Genomic DNA, 22,807 nt, shown 5'->3' on the forward strand with positions numbered 1-22,807 from the left:
ACTGCACCAGGGTAACGCCTCCGGGGCGCCGGATCATCCCGGACGTCGACACAAGAGAACCCGGGCCCGTACCCAGGTCACGACTCTGGTGTCGGCCCGGCTTCCTGTGTGCCGGCGGGCTCCAGCGCCAGGAGGCGGGCCGGGGCGTCGTGCAGCACCGACCGCAGGAACGGGGCGCCCAGCCGGTCGTCGGCGGCCGCCCACGACGCGACGGCCCGGACCTGCTCGGCGTAGGCGTACGGGATGTTCGGGAAGTCGGAGCCGAACACCACCCGGTCCGCGACGTCCGCGAGCCGCGCGGCCCAGTCGGACGGCAACGGGGCGATCACCTCGGTGAACGGGGTGCCGACCATCGTCGTGTCAAGGAGGCAGGCCGGATGGCGGGCCAGGAGGTCGAGGGCGGCCCCGAAGTCGGGCATCCCCGCGTGGGCGAGCACGGCCCGCAGTCGCGGATGCGCTGCGAGGACCTCGGCGAAGACGTCGAGGCCGGTGTGCGCGCCGCGTCGCGGGCCGTGGCCGCAGTGCACGACGACCGGGACGCCCGCCTCGGCGAGCAGTCCCCAGGCCGGGGCGAGCACCGGGTCGCGGGGGTCGAACCCGCCGACCTGCACGTGCACCTTCGCGATCCGCGCCCCGGCCCCGACCGCGGCACCGAGGTAGTCCGCGACGTCCGGCTCGGGGAAGAGTGTCGCCGTTCGCACCGCGCCCGGCGTGGCGTCGGCGAAGGCGGTGACCCACCCGGTGAGCCAGCGCGCCATGCCCGGGCGGTGCGGGTAGACCAACGGCGCGAACGTCGCCACGCCGAGCTTCTCCAGGATCGCGACCCGCTCCGGCTCGGGCAGCCGGTAGTGCACCGGCCACGGCATGCCGTAGTGCTCCTGCGCCTGGTCGAAGTACCCCACACCTTCTGGAGCACGTTCTCGGGCAGGAAGTGCACGTGGACGTCGACAATCCCCGGAACGCCGAGGTCGGCGAGGTAACGCGGGACGTCCGCGTCGTACCGGGGCGGCGACGGCACCGTCACCGCATCTCCCGCACGCGCCCCTTCGCCGCGCGACCGTAGGCGCGCGAGATCTCCCGGTCCGCATCGCGCTTGGCCAGGTCCTGGCGCTTGTCGTAGTCGCGCTTGCCCCGCGCCAGCGCGAGTTCGAGCTTGACCTTGCCGTCGCGGAAGTACAGCGACAGCGGGACCAGCGTGAGCCCGCCCTCGCGGGTCTTGCCGATCAGCCGCTCGATCTCGTCGCGGTGCAGCAGCAGCTTGCGGTTGCGCCGCGGCTCGTGGTTCGTCCAGCTGCCCTGCGTGTACTCGGGGATGTGCAGGCCGCGCAGCCACACCTCGCCGTCGTCGATGGTGGCGAAGGAGTCGACGAGCGACGCGCGCCCCAGCCGCAGGCTCTTGACCTCGGTGCCCATCAGCGCGACACCGGCCTCGTATGTGTCGAGGACGCTGTAGTCGTGGCGCGCCTTGCGGTTCTGCGCGATGGTCTTCCGGCCTTGCTCCTTCACCTGTCCAGTTTACGCCGGGGCCGCGACCTCTAGAGGCGCACGTAGAGCCGCAGCGTCACGTACCCCGTCACCGCGGCAACGCCCGCGCCGATCATCAGCAGGATCGGTGAGACCCACAGGATGTCGGCCACCTCGATCGGCGGGATCACGCCGTTGCTGACGATGCCCGACAGCAGGTCGTCGATGAACAGGAACTTGCCGGCCAGCAGCCCCAACGACGCGATCGCCGCGCCGACGATCCCGGTGACCACGGCCTCGATGAGGAACGGGAACTGGGTGTACCAGCGCGTCGCCCCCACCAGCCGCATCACGCCGACCTCCACCCGCCGCGTGAACGCCGAGACCTGCACGGTGTTCGAGATCAGCAACAGTGCCGCGACGGCCTGGACGAGGGCGACGGCGAAGGTCAGGTTCCGCACACCGGAGAGGAAGTCGAAGAGCTTGGCGACGACGTCGCGCTGGTCGATGACGTTGCGGACGCCGACCTGGTCGGTCATCGCCTCGCGGACGGCCTGTGCGCCGGCCTCGGGGTCGTTCAGCTTCACCCGCAGCGTCGCGGGCAGCGACTGCGGGCGGACCACCTCGGCCAGCGACTGCCCCTTGAACAGCTGCAGGTAGCGCTCGTAGGCCTGCTGCTGGCTCTCGAAGCGCACCGACGCCACGAGCGGGGAGTTCTCCAACGTCGCCTTCAGGCCGGAGCAGACCGGCTGGCTGCAGTCGGTGTCGGCGACGGAGACGTCGGCGGTCAGCGCGACCTGTACCTCGACGCGGTCGCTGTAGAGCTGCTCGGTGCGGTCGATCGTGCGCACGGCGAGCAGGCCGGTGCCGACCAGCGCGAGCGAGATCGCCGTGGTCAGGACCATGGCGACGGTCATCGTGACGTTGCGGCGCAGGCCGGTGACGACCTCGCGGACGACGAAGTCGGTTCTCATGGCGCCTCCGCGGAGAGAAGTACGTCGGCGGTGCGCACTAGCGGCCCACTCCGTAGACACCCCGCACGTCGTCGCGGACGAGCTTGCCCATGCTCAGCTCCACCACGCGCCGGCGCATCGAGTCGACGATCGAGTGGTCGTGGGTGGCCATGAGGACGGTCGTGCCCGTGCGGTTGATCCGCTCGAGCAGCAGCATGATGTCCTGGCTCGTGTCGGGGTCGAGGTTCCCGGTGGGCTCGTCGGCCAGCAGCACCATCGGCCGGTTGGCGAAGGCCCGGGCGATCGCGACCCGCTGCTGCTCGCCGCCGGAGAGCTCGTGCGGCATCCGCTCGGCCTTGCCGTCGAGGCCCACGAGCTCCAGCACCTCGGGGACGATCTTGCGGACCGTCTGGGGCGGCTTGCCGATCACCTCGAGGGCGAACGCGACGTTGCCCCCGACGGTCTTGTTCGGCAGCAGCCGGAAGTCCTGGAAGACGCAGCCGATCCGCTGGCGGAGCCGCGGGACGCGGCGGCGGGGCAGCTTCGCGACGTCGAGGTCCGCGACCATGATCGTGCCCTTGGTCGGGACGTCTTCACGCAGCAACAGCCGCAGGAACGTCGACTTGCCCGAGCCCGACGGCCCGATGAGGAAGACGAACTCCCCCCGCTCGATGTCGACCGACACGCGGTCGAGCGCCGGGCGCGTCGACGTCTTGTACATCTTGGTGACGCGTTCCAGGCGGATCACGGAGGCGCAGCCTAGCGAGGCCCCGTGACCGGACCGTCATTGGCTGCGGCGCCACCGGATTCCGGCCTCGATGAAGCCGTCGATCTCACCGTCCAGCACCGCGGACGGGTTGCCGACCTCGAACTCCGTCCGCAGGTCCTTGACCATCTGGTACGGGTGCAGCACGTACGAGCGCATCTGGTTGCCCCACGACGAGCCGGTGTCCTTGAGGGCGTCCATCCGGGCCTGCTCCTCCTGACGGCGGCGCTCCAGGAGCTTGGCCTGCAGCACCATCATCGCCGAGGCCTTGTTCTGCAGCTGGCTGCGCTCGTTCTGGCAGGACACGACGATGCCGGTGGGCAGGTGCGTCAGCCGCACCGCGGAGTCGGTGGTGTTCACGCCCTGGCCGCCCGGCCCCGAGGAGCGGTAGACGTCGACGCGCAGGTCCTTCTCGTCGATGTCGACGTGGTCGCTGGTCTCCACGACCGGTGCCACCTCGACGCCGGCGAACGACGTCTGCCTGCGGCCCTGGTTGTCGAACGGCGAGATCCGCACCAGCCGGTGGGTGCCCTGCTCGACGGACAGCGTCCCGTACGCGAACGGCGCGTGGACCTGGAACGTGGCCGACTTGATGCCGGCCTCTTCGGCGTAGGAGGTGTCGTAGACGTCGATGCCGTAGCCGTGCCGCTCGGCCCAGCGCAGGTACATGCGCATGAGCATCTCGGCGAAGTCGGCGGCGTCCACCCCGCCGGCCTCGGAGCGGATCGTCACGAGCGCCTCGCGGGCGTCGTACTCACCCGAGAGCAGCGTGCGGACCTCGAGGCTCTCGATGTCCTGGTGCAGCTTGGCCCGCTCGGCGTCGGCGTCGGCGAGCGACCCCTCGTCGCCCTCCTCCTCGGCGAGCTCGTAGAGCACCGGCAGGTCGTCGAGGCGGCGGCGCAGCTCCTCGACGCGGCGCAGGTCGCCCTGCGCGTGCGACAGCCGGCTGTTGACCTTCTGGGCGGCATCGGGGTCGTTCCACAGGTCCGGGCGTCCGGCCTGCTCGGACAGGTCCGCGATCTCGGCGCGCAGCGCGGGCAGGTCCGTGACCGCCTCGATGCTCTCCAGCGTGGCGGAGAGGTCCTTCAGCTCGGCTGCGACGTCGGGGTTCACAACTGCCCAGACTACGCGTGGAGCCGGCAGCCTCAGTCGAGCGGGATCGCGTCCAGCAGCTTGACCATGGCCCGGTTGTGGGCGACCGCGAAGTCGGCGACGGCTCGGCGGTACGGGTCGTCCTCGTTGCGCGCGGCGGCCCGGGCGGACGCGAGCCGGGCGCCGAACGTCTCGCGGCTGCACCGGACGAGCTCTACGCGCTGCTCCACCGGGAGCTGGCGTCCGTGCAGCAACCGGAGCACGAGGGGGCTGCGCAGGGAGTCGGCCCCGCCGCCCGACGCCAGCCACGCCGCGAAGGCGCGCCGTCCCGCCGCCGTGAGCACGTACTGCTGGGACGCCCGCGGACCCTGCTCACCCAGCTTGAGCAGCCCGGACTCGGCCAGCGCGGGAAGCTCGCGGTAGACCTGACTGCGGGTGACGGAGAAGAAGGCGCCGAACCTGCCGTCGGCGGCCGAGACGAGCTGGCCACCGGTCATCGGCTCGTCGTGCAACAGGCCGAGCAGAGCGGCTGCGGTGGCGTTGACAGATGGCGCTCTCCCCCGCGGCGTCATTCCGTAACGGTGACACGGGTCGGCGTCCGCCGCGCGCCGACGGATCCACAGTGGCCGACTGCGTCCACTGTGGACGAACTCCGTCACCGGCCGACGAGGCGCTCCCGGAGCCGGTCCAGCACGGCGTCGTCCAGGCCGTTCGCGCGCAGCCAGCCGGCGGGGCCGTCGCGACCGTCGCGGCCGTGCTCGTCGTCCAGCCGGGCCAGGACCGTGGCGATGACCTCGGCCCGCGGGAGGTGCGGGGTGAGGTCGTCGGGCATCTCCCGGCCGGCCGCGGTGGTCCACCGCCGGAACATCGTCTCGACATGCTGGGCGGAGAGCGCGTAGTCGGCGATCACGGCCTCGCGTTCCACCCCGACGGCGTCGAGCACGAGCGCGAGGAGCACGCCCGTCCGGTCCTTCCCCGCCGCGCAGTGCACGAGAGCCGGACCGGCGTCGGGCCCACCCAGGAGGCGGACCGCCTGTACGACGTTCTCCGTGCGGTCGACGAGGTAGCCGAGGTAGGCGCGCAGCAGCGGGTCCGTCTGGTCGCCGGTCTCGGGCAGCGCCTCGCCGTCTTCGGGGATGAAGCTCAGCGCGACGGTCTCGACACCCGCGTCGGCCACCGCCGTCGGGCCGTCGCGGTCGATCTCGCGCGCGGTCCGCAGATCGATCACCAGCCGCAGGCCGAGTACGTCGACGAGGTGGGCGACGTCGGCGTCGGTGACGTAGCGGAGATTGGCGCTGCGGAACAGTTGCCCGAACCGGGTGCGGCCGCCGTCGCGCAGGGGCAGGCCCCCGGCGTCACGGACGTTGTCGAGCCCGTCGAACCGCAACCAGCGGTCCGGCTCGGATTCCTGCACAGCGTCCTGCACGGCGTCCACGGTCTCCTGCACAGCGTCACCCACTGCACGACCCTAACCCGGCCCGGCACCGTCCGGCCCGCCTTCGAGACCGGGCAGCGGTTGCACAGCGTGACGATGCGCACGGCGGCTCCGCGACCAGCACGAAGACCACCGATCGCGCCCGACGACCGTTCATCGCCGCTCAGGCGTAATCATGCGCCACCGCGGAGATCGGATGAGCGGCGAGTGCATTGCGCCGAATGACGTAACAGGAGCTTGTCCGGGCGCCCACCGCTTCCCTACAGTTGCACCGAGCGTCACGACCCGATCACGTGCACGACGGAGCCGGACTCCCCACCGGCTCCCCGGGCCTCCCCAACCGGTGGGCACGTGGACGGGTCGCTCCCCCGCGCTGAAAGGGCACATCCGTGGCTGGTCACCGCACTCCGAGAGGCCGGACGCAACCGGCCGTCCCGGTCCGCGACCGGGCCTCGCACCGGGCGCCGTCCGACGGTCACCGCCGCGTCCAGGTCGTGGCCACGGCTGCGACGCTCGGCGCGGTCGCCGCGGGCGCGGTCACCGCCCTCCTGCCCGGGTCGTCGGCCTCGGCGGACCCGGCCCCCGCTGCGGCGGCCGCCGACGCGGCGCCCCACTCCGTCCTCGCGGCGAGCGCCGGTGTGCTGCAGCCGGCGGAGCGCATCCGGACGTTGGCGGAGGCCGCCCCGATGCTGCCGGTCGCCTACTCGATCGACGACGAGGCGGCCGAGCAACGGGTTGCGTCGGTGCAGAAGGCGAGCCGGCTCGCGGACCAGCTCGCCGCCCTGCACGCGCAGCAGGCCCGCACCCAGTCGCAGATCCGGGCGGGCGGGCTGGACGGCTGGATCGCCGAGGCCCTGCAGGTGATGGGCATGCCGCAGAGCCTGGCCTCCGGCGTCAAGAAGATCATCCTGGCCGAGTCGGGCGGCAACCCGCACGCGGTCAACACCTGGGACAGCAACGCGGTGCGGGGTACTCCGTCGCGCGGGTTGATGCAGACGATCCCGTCGACGTTCCGCGCCTACGTGCACCCCCAGCTCGCCGGTCGGCCGATCACCGACCCGGTCGCGAACATCACGGCCGGCGTCCGCTACATGGTCGACCGGTACGGGATGAAGACCGTCGTGGCCGGCGGGCGCAGCAACGGCGCCGGGGGCTACCTGGGCTACTGACGCCCGCATCGCACGCCACGGTCAGAGCACCGTGGGCGGGGTCACGGGGGTTCCGGGCGGCGGTGGGTCCGCGTCGCGGGGGTCGGGGGCCTCGGCATCCGCGTCGTCGAGCGCGCTCATGGCGCGCAGCTGCGCGAAGGTCGCCCACGCCACGGCCACCATCGGCACCGCGACGACCGCCCCGATGATCCCCGCCAGCACGGTCCCCGACGCCACGGACACCGCGACGACGACCGGGTGCAGCTTCACCGCCCGGCTCATGATGAACGGGTGCAGGACGTGGCCCTCGATCTGCCCGATCACCACGATCAGCACGAGCACGGCCAGCGCGGTGAGCGGGCCGCGGCCGGCCAGAGCCACGAGCGTCGCGATCCACAGTGCGATCGGGGCACCGATGAGCGGGATGAAGGCGCCGAGCAGCACGAGCAGCGTCAGCGGCAGCGCGAGGGGCACCTTGAGCAGGAACAACGCGATCCCGACGAGCGTCGCGTTCGACACCGCGACGATGACGACGCCCCGGGTGTAGCCGGCGAAGGCCGTCCAGCCCGCCCGCCCGGCGGCGTCCCAGCGCGTGCGGCGCACCGGCAGCTGGCCGAGCACCCAGCTCCACAGCCGCTCGCCGGAGTGCAGGAAGAACAGAGAGCAGAACACCGCCAGCGCGAGGCCTGCGAACAGTTCCGCGACGACGCTCGCCTCGCCGGCGGCCTGCGCCGCGAGCCGGCCGCGGTTCTCCGCGAGCCACGCCAGGCCCTGGGTCGTCCAGCGGTTCAGCTCGCCCGCAGGAAGCCGCAGAGGCGGCCCGGACAGCAGTACCTCGATCTCCCGGATGCCCGTCGCGAACTGGCCGATGAGTCGCCCGAACTGCCCGACCGCCTGCGTCGCGACGAAGGTGACCACGCCCCCCACGACGACGATCGCCTGGATGATCGCGATCGCGACGGCCCCGCCGCGGGGTACCCGCCTCGCGAGCAGGTCGGTCAGCGGACGCAGCAGCGCGGTGATCAGCAGCCCGACGAACACCGAGATGGCGACGAAGTGCAGCCGCCCCAGCGCGACGAACACGAGGTAGACGGCGACGGCCACGGCCACCGACCGCCATGCGTAGCCGGCGGCGACCCGCAGCCCGTAGCGGACGGCCTCGTCGGGGTCCGGTCGCTCCGGTCCGCGACGCTCCGACGGCCGGGCGGCACCGTTCGCGACCACAGCCCGGCGCGGCGCCACCGGACCGGACGCGGGCGGGACGGAGCCGCGCAGGCGTAGGCGTGTCAACGGCCGCCTGCGGCCCGGGCCGGGCCGAAGACCCGTCATCGCACGCCCCCGCATCCCGCTCGTCCGGCTGTCGCCCACCGCCCCGGCCGCTCGGGTCCGCGTCGGCTCGGCGACTGGCAGTGTCGCACTCATCCCCCTCGTCGGCGTGCGCCGTCGGGCTCATACTCCGATCCATGACCGGATCGCGGGAGACCTGGCGTGCCGACGTCGGCGAGCGGAACGCGCGGTGGCTGGCGACCGAGTGCCGCACCGCCCGGCTGGCCTCGGAGTACCGGCCGCGCGATCTGGGTGGCGGGCTCCTGGAGGTCGGCGTGCTCGCGCTGGGGGCGCTGCGGGAGCTGGGCGAGGAGGAGGACGGGTACATCACCGACGACGGCGACGGCCTGCGGATCTGGGTGGGCGACGACGCGTACGAGCTCGAACTCGCCGCTCACCGCCCGTAACCGTGGCGCAGGCCGGGGATTGCAGCAAAGCCACTTTCCTGCAATCGGACCGCAGCAAAGTGGCTTTGCTGACTTCGCGGGCATCACCACCCGTAACCGTCGAGCACCGCCTCGATCGGCCGCACGTACCGCTCGCCGAAATGCCGCACGTTCACCAGCAGCTTGTGCAGCTGCAGGGCCGGCCGGCGCTGCGGGTAGCCCGGGTCCGGCGGCCACTCCTCGCGGTACGCGTCGTGGAACTCCGCCGGCAGGTCGGCCCGGTCCATGAACGCCAACTCCAGCTCGCGGTCGACGTAGGCCACGGCGGGGTCGACGAGCCAGCGCCCGCCGACCACGTTGCCCGTCCACAGGTCCCCGTGCGTCAGCGACGCGGGCGGTCGGGCGGGCAGCAGCGCAGGCAGCGGGCCGGCGCAGGCGCGCTCGAGACGCCGCCGTAGCGCGTCGGGGACGGCGGGGTCGGCCAGGTGCACCCGCACCCGGTTCTCGACGAAGAAGTTCGGCCAGTCGTCGTGCCACCCGTTGTGCTGGGTGATCCGGCCACCGGAGTTGTCGCGGTGCCAGCCGAAGCGCGGGCCGGTGACCCGGTGCAGCCGGGCGACGGTACGGCCGAGCCCGGCCCAGTCGGGCGTGCCGTCCACGCGCTCGAGCATGAGCAGGTCGTCGGTCGCGGCCAGTACCTGCGGGACCGGCGCACCGGCTGCGGCCAGTGCCGCGAGCCCGTCGGCCTCGACCTCGGCCGGGTAGGGGCAGCGCTTGACCACCACCTGGCGCCCGTCGGCGAGCGTCCCGCCGAGCACGGTGCAGACGAGGCCGCCGGGCAGCGGTTCGGCGCGGACGAGCGGGGGAAGCTGCGCCGGCCAGCCGGGAATCTCCACGAGCGCAGCCTGCCGCGCGGAGCCCGCGGCCGCGCGCCCCACGACGCCTGCAAGGCCACCTTCCTGTCACCACGCGTCTGGAAGGCCACCTTGCTGACACCCCGCGCCCGGCCGACCCCGGTTGCACCGCCCCGACGGCGGCGGACATTCTGGCCCGAGGGCGGATCCGGGAGGATGAGGGCGTGGAGTCGCCGTTCGTCGGGCACAGCGAGATGGCGCGGCGCATGCGCGAGGTCGACTGGGCCGGCACAACCCTTGGGCCGCCGCAGCGCTGGCCCGCGTCGTTGCGCACGGCCGTCGAACTGCTGCTGCGCTCGCAGCTGCCCATGTACGTCGCGGCCGGTCCCCGGTGGGCGCTGCTCTACAACGACGCCTACGCCCCGTTGCTCGGCGACCGGCACCCCGACGCCCTGGCCGCGCCGTTCGCGACGACCTGGCCCGAGCTGTGGCCGGGGCTGCAGCCCGCGCTGGCAGACGCGCTCGCGGGCAAGGCGGTCTTCCAGGAGGACATGCCGATGCTGCTGGCCCGGCGGGACCGGCCGGAGGAGGCGTGGTTCACCTACTCGTTGAGCGCGCTCGGCGCCGACGAGTCGGGCGCCGAGGGTGTGTTCTGCGCCTGCACGGAGACCACCGGCCGCGTCATCGGCGAACGGCGGCTGCGCGCTCTGAGCGAGCTCGCCCGGCTCGGCGACGCCACGGACGTGCAGGCGGCCGGCACCGCCGCCGTCGACGTCCTGTCGCGCTACCGCGCCGACGTCCCGCCGCCCTGCTCTACCTGCTCGACGGCCACGGCGGCGGTGCACGGCTCGTGGCCGCGCAGGGCGTCGAGCCGGGCGAGCCGCTGGCCCCGGCGACGGTCGGCCACGACGACCTCTGGGCGGCGTCCTTCCGGGAGGTGGCGACGACCGGGCTCAGCACCGTCGTCTCCGGTCTGGCCGGCGCCCTGCCTGACGGGCGGCTCCCCGGCGGCGGTCCGCTGCGCCCCGGGCTTCTCGGCGGCGAGCGGCACGACGAGGCGCCGTTCGACGAGGCCGTCGCCCTGCCGGTCCGGATCGGCGCGGACCGGGCGGCGGGAGTGCTCATCACCGGCGTCAGCGCCTACCTGGCGCTGGACGACGACTACCGCACGTTCCTCGAGCTGGTCGGCGTCCACGTCTCCACGGCCGCCACTGCCGCGGACGCGTTCGCCACGCAGCAGCGGCGTGCCGAGCACCTGAGCGACGTGGACCGGGTCAAGACGGCCTTCTTCGCCGGCATCAGCGACGAGTTCCGCACGCCGCTGTCGCTGGTGCTCGGCCCGCTCGCCGAGCTGCGCGAGGCCGCCGCGCCCGGCTCGGCGCTCCGTCGGGACCTCGAGCTCGTGCAGCGCAACGCCGAACGCCTGCGGCACATGGTCGACCGGTTGCTGGAGCTGTCGCGGCTCTACGCGGGGCAGGTCGACCCGCACGTCGAACCGGTCGACCTCACGGCCCTCACCGCGGGCCTGGCCGGGATGTTCCGGTCCGCGGTGGAGCACGCCGGACTGGCGCTGGACCTCGACTGCCACGACCTGGGCGAGCCCGCGTTCGTCGACCGGGGGATGTGGGAGCAGGTGGTGCTCACGCTGCTCGCCCACGCCGTCGCCGTCTCCTCCGTCGGACGGATCACGGTCACGCTGGGGCGGGAGGGTGACTCCGCGGTGCTGCGGATCGCCAACCCCGCCGCGGCCGGGGTGCAGCCCGACGACGGCGGGATCGGGCCGGCCCTCGTCGCAGAGCTGGTGGGTCTCCTCCGCGGCTCGGTGAGCACGGACCGGACGGCGTCCGGTCTCGCCGTGGCGGTCGCCGTCCCGCTCGGACGTGCTCACGTACCGTCCGGCATCCCCGATGCCGCCCCGCCGGGCGACGACGACGAGCTGCGCGAGGAGTACGTCGCGGAGGCGTTGTGGTGGCTGCGCGACTCCGACGCGGGCGACCCACAGCCGGTCATCCCGACCGTCGACCCCGGCGCGGGCCGGATCCTGGTGGTCGACGACCACGCCGACATGCGCGCCTATCTCGTGCGCCTCCTCAGTCGTACGCATCGCGTCGACACCGCCGCGGACGGAACGGCCGCACTCGCAGCGGCGGTGGCCGACCCGCCGGAGCTCGTCCTCGCCGACGTCTCCCTGCCCGGACTGAGCGGCCTCGAACTGCTCACGGCACTACGCGGCGACCCGCGCACCTCGCTCGTCCCGGTGGTGCTGATGTCGGGACGGGCCGGGCCCGAGGCGGCCGTCGAGGGGCTGGGCGCCGGTGCCGACGACTACCTGGTCACGCCATTCTCCGCCCGCGAGCTGCGGGCACGCGTCGACGGCCGGGTCGCGCTCGGCCGCGCACGCCGCGAGGCCGAGCGCCGCTTTCGGGCGATGGCCGACTCGACCCCGGCACTGATCTGGGCGGACGGGCCGGGCGGCAGGCGGCTCTTCGTCAACCGCGGCTGGTCGGAGTTCACCGGCGCCGAGCCCGACGCCGACCTGGGACTGGCCTGGCAGGACCGCATCCACCCGGCGGACCGCGCGCACTACGCCAGGGTGCGTGCGGCGGCGGACGGCGGCCCGTTCGAGGTCGAGTACCGGCTGCGTGCCGCCAACGGCCACCACCGGTGGGTGCTCGACCGCGGGGCGCCGGCCGAGGGATACGTCGGCGGCTACGTCGGAGGGTGCCTGGACATCGACAGCCGGGTCGGCGAGCGGGAGCGGCAGCGGCTGCTGGCGGTGGTCGGCGCCGCGCTGGACCGCGAGACGACGCTCACCGGGCGGCGCCAGATGCTCGTCCGCACGCTCGTCGACGAAGGCCTGGTCGACATGGCGCGCTTCGTCGAGATCGACGACGGCCGGGCGACCGACGGGCGTGCCATCGCCGCGCACACGCCTGAGCAGGAGGCGACACTCCACCGGCTCGACGTCAGCTGGATGCAGGTCAGGTCCATGGACGTCGGCGAGGTTCGGCAGTACACGATCGACGAGGCCTTCATCCAGGCCAGCAGCACGGACGACCGGCAGCGGGAGCTGCGGCGCAGCATGGACTTCGCGACGATTGCGCTCGTCCCGCTCGCCGCGCGCGGGCAGACCTCGGGGCTGCTCGCCGTCGGCCGGACCCGCGGCTCCGCCCCGTTCGACGACGGCGACATCGCGCTGCTCGCCGATCTCGCCGAGCGCGCGGCGACCGCGCTGGACAACGCGCTGCTGCTGGAGCGGGAGCAGGCCAACCGGGCCCGGCTGGAGGTCCTCCAGCGGGCGACCGCCGCACTGTCCGCCGCCGCGACCCCACAGCAGGTCGCCGCGGCCGCTGCCGAGCAGTTCGCGGGGCTGGCCCGGGCCACTGCGGTGGTGCTGTGGCGGCTGTCCGGCACGGGCGACGACGCGGTGCTCGAGCCGGCCGACGCCGCGACCTCCCTCACCGAGCCACGGCCCATACCGGTCACCGCCCCGGACGCGCCCGCCGAAGCCGCCCGCACGCGCAGCCCGGTGTGGGCGGAGCCCGGCAGCGACGCCGTCGACTGCGTCCCGCTGGTCGCGGCGGGCATGTGCCTCGGCGTCGTCGGGCTCGGCGGGCATCCCCGCGACGTGCGTACGGGTGCAGCACGCGCGGCGCTGACCGTTCTGGCCAAGCTGTGCGCACAGGCGCTGCAGCGCGCCGGCCTGCTGGCCGCGGAGAGCGCCGCGCGGCGGACCGCGGAGGAGTTCGGCGAGGTCGTCGGGGCGCTGTCCGGCGCGACCCGCCTCGTCGACGTCGCCGAGGTCGTCCTGGACCACACCGCCCGGCTGGGCGCGAGCTCCGCCGCGGTGCTGCTGCGCTCCGGGGAGCACCTCGACGTGCTCGCCGCCCGGGGCGCGGACGCGATGCCCGCGGCGGTCCGGCGGCTGCCGCTCGACGACCCGGACCCCGCCGCGCACGCGGCCCGCACGGGCGAGCCCCTCTGGGAGAGCACCGGGCGCGACGGCGGTGGTCCCGATGCCGGCGCGCTCGTCGCCGTGCCCCTCGTCCTGGGCGGCCCCACCCGCCCCCTGGGCGCGATCGTGCTGCGCTTCCCGGGCGGGCGCCCGACCTTCTCGGCACAGGAGCGGGCCGCCGTGCTCACGCTGGCCGGGCAGTGCGCTCAGGCGCTGGACCGGGCGCGGCTGCACCAGGCCGAGCACGAGGTGGCCGACGTCCTGCAGCGCAGCCTGCTCCCGCCGGAGCTGCCGGAGCTGCCCCGGCTCGGCGTCGCCGCCCGCTACCTGCCCAGCGCCGTGGGGGTCGCCGCCGGCGGCGACTGGTACGACCTGCTGCCGATCGACGACCACCGCGTCGCCGTGGTGGTCGGCGACGTCGTCGGGCACGGGGCGACCGCGGCGGCGGTGATGGGCCAGCTCCGCAGCGCGCTGGCCGCGTACCTGCTCGACGGCCACACCCCCGCCGCCGCGCTGGAGCGGCTCGACCGCTTCGCGCGCCGGGTCCCGGGATCCGCCGGCAGTACCTGCGTCTGCCTGGTCGTCGACTGCGCGGACGGCGCACTGTGCTGGGCGAGGGCCGGGCACCCGCCCGTGCTGCTGCTCGAGCCTGGGGGCCCGCGTTACCTCGACGAGGGCGGCGGCACGGTGCTCGGGGTCACCGGTCGGCCGCCGTACCGGCAGGCCCAGGCCGTCATCGCCCCGGGCAGTTCGGTGCTGCTCTACACCGACGGGCTCGTCGAGCGGCGCGGCGAGGTCCTCGACGACGGCCTGGAGCGGCTCGCCCGGGCCGCGGCGGGCGTCCGCGACCTCGCCCCCGACGAGTTGGTCAGCACAGTCGTCGACACCGCACTCGCCGACGGAGCGCTCGGCGACGCCGCCCAGCCCGACGACATCGCCGTCGTCGCCGTCCGGCTGATGCCCGGACCACTGCACGAGGTGCTGCCCGCCGAGCCCCGGCAGTTGCGCGTGATGCGCCGCGCCGTCGAGAAGTGGGCCGCGGCGGTGGGGCTGCCGGAGGAGGTGCTCGACGACCTGCAGTACGCGCTGGGCGAGGCCGCGGCGAACGCCGTCGAGCACGCCTACGGCAGCACCGGCGCGGGCGAGTTCCGCTACACGCTCGACCGCCGTCCCGGACCGGACGGCGGCGTCGCCGTCGAGGTGCGCGACTCCGGCAGCTGGCGCCCGGTCCCCACCGACGCCGGGCACCGCGGGCGGGGAGTACAGGTGCTCCACGCCGTCGGGAAGGACGTGCGCATCGTGGCGGGCGACGACGGCACGACCGTGACGTTCCGGGTCCCGGTGCCGACGGCCGTCGCTCCGCATCGGCCCCGCGCTGTGGGGCCCGTCCAGCCCGGCGGCACGACGTCCGTCGCCACCGTGCCGGGTACGGATCCGCCGGTGCTCCGGGTGACCGGCGATCTCGACCTGGACGGCGTGGCCGCTGTGCGCCCGGCGCTGCTCGATGCGCTCGTGCCCGGCGGGGTCGTCGTCGACCTGCACCCGACGGGTTACGTGAGCAGCGCGGGGGTGGCGCTGCTCGTGGAACTGGCGACGCGGGCACGCGAGCAGGGTGTACCGCTCGCGCTGCGGATCAGCGCGGGGTCGCGGGTGGCGCGGGTTCTGGAGCTGACGGGGCTGCGGTCCTCGCTGCCGGTCGAGGTCTGCTGACCGGATCTTCGGCGAGCCGCGCCCGGTGTCGCTGCCAGATCCGGGCCACGACGTCCGCGCGCACCTGTTCCGGCGGCGCGGCCGCGTCGACGACCTCGGCACCCAGCCGCGGTACCAGCGCGAGGAACCCCTGCCGGACGGCCTCCAGCCGCTCGGGGGTCGACTCGCCCTTGCGGGCGAACGCGACCTCACCGGGCAGGTCGAGCACCAGCACGAGGTCCGGGCGCGGGGCGAGGTGGGCCAGGACCCAGAAGTAGGGCCGCTTGAGCAGGGGCCAGGAGCCCGTGACCGGCAGGAGCGCGTCGTAGGTGTACCGGTCGAACACGACCACCCGCCCGCGGGCGACGTGCACGGCCCCGCACAGGACGCGCCACCACACCCGGAACGGGCGGACGAGGATCGCGCGGACGGCGTCGAGACGGGTGTAGCCGGGTTGTCCTGCGCCCTGCCACATGCCCATGTAGATCTGCCGGATCGCCAGCGGGTAGGCCGTCGCGAGGCCGGCGAGCAGCGTCGACTTGCCCACGCCGTCGGGGCCGAGCAGGGCGACGGTCACGCCGCGCGAGGTGGCGCAGGTGCGCCCGGGCGCCCCGCCGGAGTCGAGGCGGACCCGCAGCCAGCGCGGTCCGTCCGGGGCCAGGTGGCCCGTTCCGGATCCGAGCGGGGCGAAGCCGCAGCGGTCGAGGGCGTCAACGGTGACATCGGCGTCCGCGGGCGCCACGTGCAGCGTCACGTCGTCGATCTGCGGGCCGGACTCCTCGTGCACGACCGACCAGGCGACCCCGGCCTCGTCGAGGACGCTGCCGAGGCGCTGCAGCAACGGCGTCAGCACCCCGGCAACCTACCGATCAGCTCGCGTGGACCTCGATGGCGTCGCGGACCCGCAGCGTCGCCGCCGCTGCCTGCGCCAGGTCCTGCTGGAAGACCATGTTCATGCCGAACGCGCCGTCGACGGTCCACATGCACGTGGTCATCGGCGTCTGCTGCGCGCAGCGCATCGTGCCTCCGAGCGGGCCGGCCGGCTGGTCGACGAACTCGAGCCCCTGGGCGCCCAGCGACTGCTGGAAGCCGGCGGCCATGCCCGTGAGCACCAGATCCGGGTCACCGGACGTCGTCGTGCCGGCGACGACCACGAACGCGGGCGGCTGCCCGGGGTCGCCGTACATGCCCACGACCGGGTTCGGCGTCACCGCCGCCAGTTGCTGCTTCGCCGCGTCGACCAGCTGCCGGGAGTACTCGTCGTCGATCTGCGGATGCCCGTCGACGACCGGCGGCAACGACATGGTCACCACCTGGGCGGCCGGTGACGCGACGGACGGGGCCCCGCCCGGGACGGTGCCGTTGCCCGTCAGCAGGAGGAGCGCCCCGCCGAGGAGCCCGCCCATCAGGATCCCGACCAGGGCGTAGACCAGGATCCTGCCGGCGGAGGGGCGGGTGCGGGGTCGCGAAGCGGTCGCCGGAGCGATCGGTGCCGGCGGGAACGGCCGGGCCGGCTGCGCCCAAGCGGACGGGTGCGCCTGCTGGGGCGGGTAGGGCTGGTAGGCCTGCTGGTAAGCCGGGTACGGCGGCTGCGCCCCCGAGGCCGGGTCCGGGAACTGCCGACCAGCGGGGGCCGCGGGCCAGGCCCACTGCTGGGTCGGGCCGCCGAAGGGTCCATTCACGTTCTCGGGCCGGGTCATCTGCAGCTCCCTGCGCTGGATGCTTCGTTGTGCATCGAGCGTGGCAACCGCAGACCCCGGACGACATGAGGCAGACCCGCGGCCTGCACTCCTGCGCCCTACCTCGCGAGGTAGGGCAGGCCCCCGGCAGTGCCGACCACGCACCCTGCGCGGGGTACTACCGGACAACGCGAAACGGCCCCCGGGAGGATCTCCCGAGGGCCGTTTAGGCTGGTAGCGGGGGTAGGATTCGAACCTACGACCTCTGGGTTATGAGTCGGGAGCAGCACGGCGCACGGCGTCTCATAGGTGCCGCTGATGTCCCTCCGACCTGCCGCGCGAGCCTGCAGTCGTCTCACCAGGACACGCCCGGATCGAGCGATGCCGCAGCTTCGTGGTCACAGATCTGGTCACAACGCCGAGTACCCGTAGCGCCTTGTTGCGCCACTGCCATCTCGTCGGCCTGGTGCCACCAACGACACGGCCCAGGACAACCAGCAACTAGATGGTCTCGGCGAACGCCTGCATCGGGGCACCGGTGGTAGCACGGACGACGAGGTGGGGTGGGATCACCACCTCCCGTTCAGCCGCGGTTGTCCCGTCGAGCCGGCCGACGGCGCGAGCGACGGCTTGGGCGGTGAGCTGCTCGGTGTCTTGGGCCACCGTGGTCAGAGCGATGTGGGAAAGACGGGCAAGGCGGTCGTCGTCGAACCCGATGACGGACATGTCACGCGGCACGGACAGCCCCGCGCCGTGGAGAACATCCAGGACACCTGTGGCGCAGCGGTCGTTGAAGACCGTGACGGCTGTAGGCCGCTGCCTCAATGCGAGAAGGGCGCGTGCAGCGGTGGCACCGTCGTCCTCGGTGAGGCCGCCCGGAAGGACGACGGCGGTGTCGGCGAGGCCGTGCCGGTCGAGCGCCTCGCGGTAGCCACGCCGCCGTTCAGCCGTGCCGGGCGCGCGACCGCCGTCGATATGGGCGATTCGGCTGTGCCCGAGTGCGACGAGGTGATCGACAGCTTGGTGCATGCCCAGGGCGTCAGCGGTGCGGACGACGTCGAGGGCACGGTGGCGCACGGCCCGGGCGACGACGACAACCGGCAGCCGCGTGGTGAGCTCAGCCAAGTAGGACGTCGGCGAGTGAGGACCGAGCAGGATGAGCGCCTCGCAGCGGTCCTGCAGCAGACTCGCCACGGCACGGCCCTCGTCACGGCCCGGAGTGACGGCACTGAGAGCCAGCTCGTAGCCCGCCTCCTCAGCCGCCGTGTACAGGCCCGTGAGCAGATCGCCGTGGAAGGGGTGCTGGACTCCGAACGTGACGCCGATCAACCGGCTGTTGCTGCTGCGCAAAAGCCGGGCACGGCTGTCGGGACGATAGCCCAGCTCGTCGGCGGCCTCCATTACCCGGCGCCGTGAGTCCGCGCTGGCTCCGGGCACGCCTCGCATCACGATCGACACCAGCGCGACCGATACCCCTGCCCGAGCTGCGACGTCTGCCAGCGTTGGCCGCCGCGGCCGATTCGGGCGCTCTGCTTCTGTCACGTCGACACAGTACCCCCTGATCATAGAACGTTCTAGGGCTGAAGCCTTGACCCGACGCACAACGAGCCTTACCCTACCCCTAGAACGTTCTAGGTCAATCGGGCGACTCGATGGCCCTGATGATCTGAGCGCCGTGCACCCAAAGTCGAAGCCTCAGCCTGTACGGCGTCGAGAACGTGGACGACACCGCGTGGGCTCGAACCGACTCTGGCAGCGCCGCTGCCGGTTGACCGTCTGCCGTGGAAGGAGCAAGGGGGTGGCCCACTACCTGAGCACGGACCGCGGGCGACGGACAGCAGGAACGCGGGCAATCGCCGCCCCGCATCCAGCGATCTCCGGCACGGCTCTTTCGAGCGGCCAACGACGCACGACGACCGACTTGCACCGCAACAACGGAAGGTACTCGTTGACCAAGTCCAGCAACGGGGGCGGCAGCCATCTCGGCGAGCTCCTGGAGCACCTGGCGCTGGCGATGACGATGCACGTTCGCAACCTGCGTCAGGACGCGCTTCGGGTCCCCCCGTCGGTCGATGAGCTGGCGGCAGTGCTCGTGCATTACGTCCAGACGCGCCAGGTAGCGACACTTGCTGAACATGAGTGGACGGCGATGAGCCGGGCGGCTCACGATGACAAGATGACGGGGCGGCTATTGGTGAGCAAGGCCGAGGCCGCAGAGTTGCTCGGCGTCTCGGTACGGACCGTTGAGCGCCTCATTGCTCACGGTCAACTTCCACTGCTGCACATCGAACGGGCGTCCCGACTTCGTCTCGCCGATATCGAGGCGTACGTCAACTCGCTGGCCGGAGAGCAAACGGCGACGCCGACTCATGGTGGTCAAGAGTCGTGAGCGCAGAGGCTAGAGCGCGCCATAGAGGTGGTAGAGCTATTGGGATATGACGGGTCGGTCGTGCTGCTCGTTGATGCTCGACCCCAGAAACTGGAGGACTGACCGGTGTCGGGGAGGCGCAGGGAAGGCACACCTCGAACAGTGACGGCCCGAGTGATGGCAATTCTCTCCGCTTTCTCGCAAGATCATCCCGTTCTAGGGCTTGCGGACATCAGAAGGCGAACAGGGTTGTCGTCGTCGACCACTCACCGATTAGCCGGAGAGCTGACCGAGTGGGGAGCCCTTGCTCGAACCAGCGATATGCGGTATCGCATCGGACCGACGCTGCGGCGCTTGAGCACGGTCACACTGCCCGACTCCGCACCGCTCTCGGTGACCGATCAGCGCGAACAGAGTACGTCTGGCAGCGATCATAATGCGGCTATCGGCCGCCTGAGGGATAAAAACTTTCCAGCCTGACTACGGGATCGTAGCGCCCAATTGGAGCAGGCTCACCAGTCTCAGCGAGCTCCTCGCATCACGAATGGCTACTGCCGGAGGCCTGCCTACCCTCGTCATCCCGGCCGTTCTCGTATGTTCCGTCGAGCTGGCGGGCGAGGGCGTGTGCGGCCACGCTGAGCGCCGGGGTGACGTGTGCGAGAGCCCGTTCGCTCAGGTCGGTCACGTAAACCTCAATCGCGGCTGTGGCCGTGCCACGTGAGTCGAGCACGGGGACACCTACAGCGCGTACGGTCGGGTCCAGCTCGCGGTCAGAGGTTGCGTATCCGCGTAGCCGCGTCCGCAGGAGATCGTATCGGAGCGTTGCGCTCTCGGTGATGGTTCGCGGCGTGAATCTCGTCAGTCCGACTGCCGCTGCGGCGTGTATCGACGCTGTCGAGCCGAAGGCCAGGAGTGCTTTACCCATGGCCGTAGCGTGCAACGGCAGCCTGGCACGATTGGGGAACAATGTTCCCGGGTTCGAGCCAGTCTCCCTGACGATGTAGGCGATTTCCCCCGCCTCGACCACGCCGAGGCGCACAGTACTTCTCAGCGCATCGACGAGGTCGTCAACGATCAGTGGACCAAGTGAATTCAGGGTCGGCGACACTGGTGCACAAGCCAGGCTGAGCAACGGTGTTCCTAGTCGGTATTGCTTGCCATTTTCGCACTCGACGAGCGGTGAGGCGACGAGTTGACAAATCAGCCGGTACACCGTGGATCGCGGCAGGGCCGTATCGCGAGCGATCGTGGAAAGGGTATGGTTCTGACCTGTCGTCAGCGCCAAGAGAATTGCCACGGTCTTGCTCGTGACGGTCCGATGCGGCTCGCTGGAGTTGCCCGACATACCCTTCCCAAGACTGAAAGAACGTACGCAGCGGAGACGCGCCTGTCGCCCATTGGCGGCTACCGCTACACGGTGAAGGCCGTGCGGAAGCGCTGCAGGGCAAGCTCCGGATCGCCCGACGCCCAGCCCTCGAGCCCGACGACACCGTCGTAGCCGAGGCGGTGCAACGCCGCTGCGACCGCCGGGTAGTGGATCTCCCCGGTGCCCGGCTCACAGCGCCCGGGGACGTCCGCGACTTGGATCTCCCCGACCGCCGGCAGCGCCCGCTCGACCAGCTGCACGAGGTTCCCCTCGCCGATCTGGGCGTGGTAGAGATCCAAGTTCATCCGCACGTGCGGGCTGTCGACAGCTTCCACAAGAGCCAGAGTGTCCGCGGCCTTTGCGAACGGCGTGCCGGGGTGGTCGACGACGGTGTTGAGGTTCTCCAGCGTGAACACCCGCCCGGCCCGCTCCCCCAGCTCGGCCAGCCGTGACAGAGTCTTCACCGCCTGCAGCCACATTCCCGGGGTGACAACCTCGGACGCCACCACCGGCAAACCCCTGCCGTCCAACCCCGTGCCGTGCACGTTCAGACTCGGGCAGTCCAGCTTCTCAGCGACCTTGAGCGACTCCTCGGCCGTACGCAGCAGCTCTTCGGCCCCGTCCGGGTCGGCCAGCGTGCCGGTGACGTACCCGGTCATCGACGCGAACCGAGCACCTGTGCCCACCAGCGCATCGATGTCCTTCTTGGTCCAGTCCCAGATCTCGACGTCGAACCCCGCGTCGGAGATCCGCCGGACCCGCTCCTCGAAGGGCAGGTCGACGAACACCATCTCTGCGGACACCGCGAGCCGGTAGGAACTACCGGTGTTGATCCGGTCGCTCACTTGCCTACCTCCGCGATTCGCACCGGCCCACCGACCCGCATGGACTCCGCCGATGTCAGCGCGATGGCCAACGCGGCACGGGCGTCCTCGCCACCGACCGAAGCCGGGCTACCGCTGCGAACAGCCTCGACGAAGGCCGCAAGCTCACCCACGTAAGCGCTGCCGAGCAGCTCCTGGTCGCTGCGAGTTGTCTCCACAGCGCGGCCGTTCGGTCCGGAGAACGTCATTCCGGTCCGGCGCCCGTCACCCATCGTGGCCATGCCACCCGAACCGAACACCTCCCCGCGCACGTCGTAGCCGTATGCCGCTTCGAAGCACGCCTCGGCGACACCGACCGCGCCGTTGTCGAACTTCACGATCACCACGGCTGTGTCGAGCAGGCCGCGGTCCTTCCAGTCGGGCTCGACGAGCGCATCCGCCGTCGCGTACACCTCGACCGCCTCGGCGCCCGGGTTGAGGAAACGCAACGCGTCGAAGTCGTGGATCAGCGTCTCGTTGAAGATCGTGTTCGGGGGAACCCGCGACGGATCGAAACCACCCGGGTCACGAGTTACCGAACGCACCAGCCGCGGTGTGCCCAGCGTGCCGTCGTCGAGCAGGGCACGGGCGGCCGCCCAGTCCGGCGCGAACCGCCGGTTGAACCCCACTTGCAGGACCACTCCGGCAGCCCGCGCCGCGTCGATCGCCCGGTCGGCGTCGGCGATCGTCAGCGCCATCGGCTTCTCGCAGAACACACCCTTGCCCGCAGCGGCAGCCGCCACCACGAGATCGGTGTGGAACCGGGCCGGTGCCGCGATGACCACCGCATCGACCGCGGGGTCGGCGAATGCCTCCGCCGCGTCGGTGTACGCCGAGTCGGCGCCGAGCGTGGCCGCCAGCTTCTCGGCTGCATCGGGAGCGGGGTCTGCAATCGCGACCAACCGCGCACCCGGCAGCCGCTGGGCGAGCGTCAGCCCGTGATACGCGCCCATCCGGCCCGACCCGATCAGGGCCATGCCGACCGGTCGATTTGCCTCGACGTCACTCATGTGCGTCCTCCTTGCGATCATCAACGTGGTCACACCACTCGCGCTCGCCAAGCACGCCGGCCCTCCGCTGGTGAGGTGGCCGGCCGTGACTAGATCCTCGAGTAAGAGATCAACGTTTAGGCACGCGCTGACTTCTCGTGATCGACCAGCAACCCCGTGGCGGGTTTCTCCGACGGTTCGCGCCGTGGGTCGAGCAGCCGGGGGCCGTCGGCGTTGGTCACCACTGGCCACCCGTCACGCGGCCATCCTGGGTCGGCGGGCTGCCCACCGTCCACTCGTGACTGCAGGGTGTCGCCGGTGGACGCCTCTGGACGCAACGCCTGACCCTCGCAGATGGGCTCGACCAGATCGACAGCGCAAGCCATGCCCGCTCTGAAGGGTGAGCAGCAGAGGTGTGCGGTCGCGTCGCCCTGCCCAGCGTGGTCTGGTCGCAGCTGAGGAGCAGGGCGTCGA

General features: G+C 72.2%; 20 protein-coding genes and 1 pseudogene. 6 read left to right on the forward strand and 15 right to left on the reverse strand.

Features of this window, described 5'->3' with window-relative positions:
- Nucleotides 1-77: 77 nt before the first annotated feature.
- The 7 genes and pseudogenes from RM445_RS19350 to RM445_RS19380 form a co-directional block, all read right to left on the reverse strand.
- Nucleotides 78-1,024, reverse strand: a pseudogene (locus RM445_RS19350) (amidohydrolase family protein).
- Complete coding sequence (gene smpB / locus RM445_RS19355; protein WP_311558099.1) at nucleotides 1,021-1,506, reverse strand: SsrA-binding protein SmpB; 486 nt, start codon at nucleotides 1,504-1,506, stop codon at nucleotides 1,021-1,023. The pseudogene RM445_RS19350 and the gene smpB overlap by 4 nt, the downstream one beginning before the upstream one ends.
- Nucleotides 1,507-1,535: 29 nt before the next feature.
- Complete coding sequence (gene ftsX, locus RM445_RS19360; protein WP_311558100.1) at nucleotides 1,536-2,438, reverse strand: permease-like cell division protein FtsX; 903 nt, start codon at nucleotides 2,436-2,438, stop codon at nucleotides 1,536-1,538.
- 37 nt (nucleotides 2,439-2,475) lie between these two features.
- Complete coding sequence (ftsE, locus tag RM445_RS19365) at nucleotides 2,476-3,165, reverse strand: cell division ATP-binding protein FtsE (protein ID WP_311558102.1); 690 nt, start codon at nucleotides 3,163-3,165, stop codon at nucleotides 2,476-2,478.
- A 36-nt stretch (nucleotides 3,166-3,201) separates the two neighbouring features.
- Nucleotides 3,202-4,296, reverse strand: coding sequence for a peptide chain release factor 2 (gene prfB / locus RM445_RS19370; RefSeq protein WP_311558104.1), 1,095 nt, complete (start codon nucleotides 4,294-4,296; stop codon nucleotides 3,202-3,204).
- A gap of 32 nt (nucleotides 4,297-4,328) precedes the next feature.
- Nucleotides 4,329-4,847: a PadR family transcriptional regulator gene (locus tag RM445_RS19375; RefSeq protein ID WP_311558105.1), complete on the reverse strand. Its 519-nt coding sequence runs from the start codon at nucleotides 4,845-4,847 to the stop codon at nucleotides 4,329-4,331.
- 83 nt (nucleotides 4,848-4,930) lie between these two features.
- The gene (locus RM445_RS19380) at nucleotides 4,931-5,734 is read right to left on the reverse strand and encodes a tyrosine-protein phosphatase (RefSeq protein WP_311558106.1); all 804 of its coding nucleotides are present in this window, start codon (nucleotides 5,732-5,734) and stop codon (nucleotides 4,931-4,933) included.
- A gap of 470 nt (nucleotides 5,735-6,204) precedes the next feature.
- On the opposite strand from RM445_RS19380, the gene RM445_RS19385 reads away from it, so the two are divergent.
- Entirely contained in the window at nucleotides 6,205-6,879 is a 675-nt protein-coding gene (locus tag RM445_RS19385) for a transglycosylase SLT domain-containing protein (RefSeq protein ID WP_311558107.1), read from the forward strand.
- 21 nt (nucleotides 6,880-6,900) lie between these two features.
- Here RM445_RS19385 and RM445_RS19390 read toward each other — a convergent pair whose 3' ends face one another.
- Nucleotides 6,901-8,280, reverse strand: a complete 1,380-nt coding sequence (locus RM445_RS19390; protein ID WP_311558109.1) for an AI-2E family transporter — start codon at nucleotides 8,278-8,280, stop codon at nucleotides 6,901-6,903.
- Nucleotides 8,281-8,321: 41 nt separating this feature from the next.
- Between RM445_RS19390 and RM445_RS19395 the strand changes: the two genes are divergently transcribed.
- Nucleotides 8,322-8,591: a hypothetical protein gene (locus tag RM445_RS19395; RefSeq protein WP_311558110.1), complete on the forward strand. Its 270-nt coding sequence runs from the start codon at nucleotides 8,322-8,324 to the stop codon at nucleotides 8,589-8,591.
- Nucleotides 8,592-8,674: 83 nt separating this feature from the next.
- On the opposite strand, the gene RM445_RS19400 is transcribed toward RM445_RS19395, so the two are convergent.
- The gene (locus RM445_RS19400; RefSeq protein WP_311558112.1) at nucleotides 8,675-9,466 is read right to left on the reverse strand and encodes a fructosamine kinase family protein; all 792 of its coding nucleotides are present in this window, start codon (nucleotides 9,464-9,466) and stop codon (nucleotides 8,675-8,677) included.
- Nucleotides 9,467-9,648: 182 nt separating this feature from the next.
- Between RM445_RS19400 and RM445_RS19405 the strand changes: the two genes are divergently transcribed.
- Both RM445_RS19405 and RM445_RS19410 read left to right on the forward strand, forming a co-directional pair.
- Nucleotides 9,649-10,683 carry a hypothetical protein gene (locus RM445_RS19405; protein ID WP_311558113.1) on the forward strand — a complete coding sequence of 345 codons (1,035 nt, stop codon included), beginning with the start codon at nucleotides 9,649-9,651 and terminating at the stop codon, nucleotides 10,681-10,683.
- Nucleotides 10,684-10,688: 5 nt separating this feature from the next.
- Nucleotides 10,689-15,089 carry a SpoIIE family protein phosphatase gene (locus RM445_RS19410; protein ID WP_311558274.1) on the forward strand — a complete coding sequence of 1,467 codons (4,401 nt, stop codon included), beginning with the start codon at nucleotides 10,689-10,691 and terminating at the stop codon, nucleotides 15,087-15,089.
- On the opposite strand, the gene RM445_RS19415 is transcribed toward RM445_RS19410, so the two are convergent.
- The 3 genes from RM445_RS19415 to RM445_RS19425 all read right to left on the reverse strand — a co-directional run bounded on the left by RM445_RS19415 (nucleotide 15,013) and on the right by RM445_RS19425 (nucleotide 18,313).
- Complete coding sequence (locus RM445_RS19415) at nucleotides 15,013-15,921, reverse strand: dTMP kinase (protein WP_311558114.1); 909 nt, start codon at nucleotides 15,919-15,921, stop codon at nucleotides 15,013-15,015. The genes RM445_RS19410 and RM445_RS19415 overlap by 77 nt on opposite strands.
- Before the next feature lie 16 nt (nucleotides 15,922-15,937).
- A complete protein-coding gene (locus RM445_RS19420) occupies nucleotides 15,938-16,768 on the reverse strand; it encodes a hypothetical protein (RefSeq protein WP_311558115.1) in 831 nt (276 codons plus the stop codon).
- Between the two features lie 480 nt (nucleotides 16,769-17,248).
- Nucleotides 17,249-18,313: a LacI family DNA-binding transcriptional regulator gene (locus tag RM445_RS19425; RefSeq protein WP_311558116.1), complete on the reverse strand. Its 1,065-nt coding sequence runs from the start codon at nucleotides 18,311-18,313 to the stop codon at nucleotides 17,249-17,251.
- A 232-nt stretch (nucleotides 18,314-18,545) separates the two neighbouring features.
- On the opposite strand from RM445_RS19425, the gene RM445_RS19430 reads away from it, so the two are divergent.
- Nucleotides 18,546-19,136, forward strand: a complete 591-nt coding sequence (locus RM445_RS19430; RefSeq protein WP_311558117.1) for a helix-turn-helix transcriptional regulator — start codon at nucleotides 18,546-18,548, stop codon at nucleotides 19,134-19,136.
- A gap of 156 nt (nucleotides 19,137-19,292) precedes the next feature.
- The gene (locus tag RM445_RS32430) at nucleotides 19,293-19,595 is read left to right on the forward strand and encodes a helix-turn-helix domain-containing protein (protein WP_397469364.1); all 303 of its coding nucleotides are present in this window, start codon (nucleotides 19,293-19,295) and stop codon (nucleotides 19,593-19,595) included.
- A gap of 58 nt (nucleotides 19,596-19,653) precedes the next feature.
- Here the strand turns inward: RM445_RS32430 and RM445_RS19435 are convergent, their stop codons facing one another.
- The 3 genes from RM445_RS19435 to RM445_RS19445 all read right to left on the reverse strand — a co-directional run bounded on the left by RM445_RS19435 (nucleotide 19,654) and on the right by RM445_RS19445 (nucleotide 22,354).
- Nucleotides 19,654-20,412: an IclR family transcriptional regulator gene (locus RM445_RS19435; protein WP_311558119.1), complete on the reverse strand. Its 759-nt coding sequence runs from the start codon at nucleotides 20,410-20,412 to the stop codon at nucleotides 19,654-19,656.
- A gap of 113 nt (nucleotides 20,413-20,525) precedes the next feature.
- The gene (locus RM445_RS19440; protein WP_311558120.1) at nucleotides 20,526-21,326 is read right to left on the reverse strand and encodes a TIM barrel protein; all 801 of its coding nucleotides are present in this window, start codon (nucleotides 21,324-21,326) and stop codon (nucleotides 20,526-20,528) included.
- On the reverse strand, nucleotides 21,323-22,354 hold the full coding sequence (locus tag RM445_RS19445) for a Gfo/Idh/MocA family oxidoreductase (protein ID WP_311558122.1): 1,032 nt from the start codon (nucleotides 22,352-22,354) through the stop codon (nucleotides 21,323-21,325). Before RM445_RS19445 ends, RM445_RS19440 begins: the two co-directional genes overlap by 4 nt.
- Between the last annotated feature and the right edge of the window lie 453 nt (nucleotides 22,355-22,807).

This window comes from Pseudonocardia charpentierae, assembly GCF_031845345.1.
Classification (GTDB): Bacteria; Actinomycetota; Actinomycetes; order Mycobacteriales; family Pseudonocardiaceae; genus Pseudonocardia; species Pseudonocardia charpentierae.

Coding starts and splice junctions, on each gene's coding strand:
- ftsX (WP_311558100.1), bottom strand. CDS start 2,438: ATGAGAACCGACTTCGTCGTCCGCGAGGTCGTCACCGGCCTGCGCCGC.
- RM445_RS19375 (WP_311558105.1), bottom strand. CDS start 4,847: ATGACGCCGCGGGGGAGAGCGCCATCTGTCAACGCCACCGCAGCCGCT.
- RM445_RS19390 (WP_311558109.1), bottom strand. CDS start 8,280: ATGAGTGCGACACTGCCAGTCGCCGAGCCGACGCGGACCCGAGCGGCC.
- RM445_RS19395 (WP_311558110.1), top strand. CDS start 8,322: ATGACCGGATCGCGGGAGACCTGGCGTGCCGACGTCGGCGAGCGGAAC.
- RM445_RS19420 (WP_311558115.1), bottom strand. CDS start 16,768: ATGACCCGGCCCGAGAACGTGAATGGACCCTTCGGCGGCCCGACCCAG.
- RM445_RS19425 (WP_311558116.1), bottom strand. CDS start 18,313: ATGATCAGGGGGTACTGTGTCGACGTGACAGAAGCAGAGCGCCCGAAT.
- RM445_RS32430 (WP_397469364.1), top strand. CDS start 19,293: ATGGCAATTCTCTCCGCTTTCTCGCAAGATCATCCCGTTCTAGGGCTT.
- RM445_RS19445 (WP_311558122.1), bottom strand. CDS start 22,354: ATGAGTGACGTCGAGGCAAATCGACCGGTCGGCATGGCCCTGATCGGG.